At 37.2% G+C, this 1,698-nt stretch carries 2 protein-coding genes and 1 pseudogene; all 3 read left to right on the top strand.

Features of this window, described 5'->3' with window-relative positions:
- Window positions 1–624: hypothetical protein (locus tag HMPREF2780_RS03365; RefSeq protein ID WP_199774042.1), on the top strand; the 624-nt coding region annotated here is incomplete at its 5' end.
- A gap of 1 nt (window position 625) precedes the next feature.
- Window positions 626–1,099 (top strand): hypothetical protein, encoded by a 474-nt coding sequence (locus HMPREF2780_RS03360; protein WP_082307745.1) that lies wholly within the window; start codon window positions 626–628, stop codon window positions 1,097–1,099.
- A gap of 184 nt (window positions 1,100–1,283) precedes the next feature.
- Window positions 1,284–1,698: pseudogene (locus tag HMPREF2780_RS03355) on the top strand (hypothetical protein); the annotation flags it as partial.

Raw genomic sequence — 1,698 nt, 5'->3', positions numbered from 1 at the left:
GATGATCTAGCAGATCGCATCCAACAAATCTCAGTCGAACACAAACAAAAGATTGAAGCATTTGAAGGCAGAGGTGGAAATAGAAGTTCGAAATCTTTGCTTAATAAAGATGGTATATTTGATAATCCTGAACTTGAAGAAAGATATCAAAAGTATGTTCAGGGTAAACAGAAACTTGGGATTGAAGCTAATAAGATTCGAGACCGGTTGGATTGGAAAGAGGCAAGTGATTATTATACTCAAAATTCTCCTATTGCTCGTGGGAACAGGTTTAATAAAACTGTTAAGGAAAGCGATTTGTATCAATATCATGAGGTGAATTTAGAGAACGGGAAACGTCTAGATTCTTATGATCCTGATTTTGGGGAAATCATCTCTCGTAAAGCTACAGATTTAGATAAGATTCAGGAGAAAACTTTTAGAGGTTATTTACAGGAAATTCATGATAAATATTCTGTTGGCGAAACTATTCGTTCAAATGCATATCCAGAGCTGGATGGTCTAAAGTTAGAAGGTAAATATATACTGGAAGTCCCCGCGACTAATAGATTTTTGCCAGATATTGAGAGATATAAAAATATTGCAAGAGAGTACGATGTTGAATTAAGATTTACGGAGGAATAAAATGGCATTGAATCCAAAAGTTGAAAAAGCTTTAAAGGAAATTAATTTTGTAGAAAGATATGAAAATATTTCTAAAAAATACAGTAGAGAAAGAACTCCAAAGGGAGAGGAGTTAGACTATTTTGATGGCGATTTTCTGATGGAGATTGTTGAATTATTAGGCTACAAAGTTCATTATGATAAACGAGAACATTTTTTCTATATTGATTTGGAATCAGTCGGAAAATTTCAATTTGGTTTTCATTTTGCTCTTGAGTTTGGCCGATTGGAGTTAATTTGGGTTGTTTACGAGGGAAAGGAAGTGCTTCTTGGTTCTCCTTGGACTAGATATGCTAGGTTGATGATTGCACGTGATTATATTATAAAACAGCCAGTGATTTCCGACTACGTTGATTTTCGTGATGTCATGAAAATTGCTTTTGAAATGTATGAGGATTTCAAACAAGCATTTTTGAAGATTTCTGAAGAGGAGTAATTTTAAAAATTACAATTGACTTTAAATTTATTTTATTTCTAAAATGTGATAACCTAGTGTTATCACATTTTCATTATTCTAATATTTTTCTGTTACCGATAATACAGGATACATTTCAGCGGTAGAACTATGTATCGAAATTGTCAGCACAGTTTCCTCAAGTGGGATTTTAGCTTTTGCGATTTTGGCATGTATTGCCCTTTTAGGAGGAGAAGCACTCTATCGAGCAGGAGTTGGAGAGACGATCTCTGGAGATGTACTCTCAGCAGAGCAACGCTGGTGGGCAGGAGCTGAGGCAGTTACGACGCTGGCGTCTGGTGGTCTATCCACAGCTACTAAGGTAGCAGGCACCACAGCTTCGGAGTCTCTCCTAGCTGCTGAGAAGTTTGCTCATATGAGTGCAAACGTCTATGATGCGGCTCAGTTTGGGCATGACTTTATGGAAGACCCTCAGATGGCCTTGACAAACCTAGCAACCAGTCAAATGATTGGTCGTACTATTGGTCATCTTGGTAGTAAATGCAAGGCCTACCGAGCAAGTCAAACAGGCAATGTTGATATCCGTAGTGGTGAAGCAACCAGCTTCAAAACCAACCTTA

The sequence above is a fragment of the Streptococcus sp. HMSC062B01 genome (assembly GCF_001811085.1).
Taxonomy (GTDB): domain Bacteria; phylum Bacillota; class Bacilli; order Lactobacillales; family Streptococcaceae; genus Streptococcus; species Streptococcus gordonii.
This window is presented reverse-complemented; position numbering and strand designations above follow the sequence as displayed.